This window comes from Massilia sp. 05N420, from assembly GCF_056397205.1.
The window spans coordinates 1-474 of sequence record NZ_JBFTMX010000161.1 but is presented as its reverse complement, the minus strand read 5'-3'; the positions used below and the strand labels follow the sequence as shown (position 1 = coordinate 474).

The following is a 474-nucleotide window of genomic DNA, read 5'->3' as shown; positions in this document are numbered from 1 at the left end:
GCGATAGCCGGATTCGGCGCGCGCCAGGGAGCCCTGACGGTGATCTGCGATCGCGGTGCGCATCAGCGCCTCCAACTCGATATCCGCAGCCGGCCGGCGCCGTGCCGCTTCGAGGCTTTCAGCCAGCGCCAGCGTCTGGGAATGAGAAGGATCGGTGGCGAGGATCTGGCGGCAGCAGAGATCGGCATTTTCGATATCGCCTTTCGCCGCCATCTGCGCGGCGCGGTGACAGGCCGCGTCCAGCGAGCGCGGGTCGAGACGATCGCCGATATTGCGCTCGGAGACCGTCATCACCCTGCGACGCTCCACCAGCTGCTGTTCGCCGCCGAAAGTGAACTTGTAGGCAAAATCTCCGGTACCGAAATCGTAGTTCCGGTAGCCATTCTCGATTGCCCAGCGCAGGCAATAGCAATGCAGCGTGAAGCCCGGGCTGTGAGAGGCCGCGTTGCTATCCCGGCTGCCGATGAAGCAGAT

General features: G+C 63.9%; 1 protein-coding gene. It reads right to left on the bottom strand.

Annotated elements, in window-relative coordinates; translation table 11 throughout:
- A partial coding sequence (locus AC1DIX_RS27780) for a GNAT family N-acetyltransferase (protein WP_477328567.1) occupies positions 1–474 on the bottom strand: 474 nt, incomplete at both ends.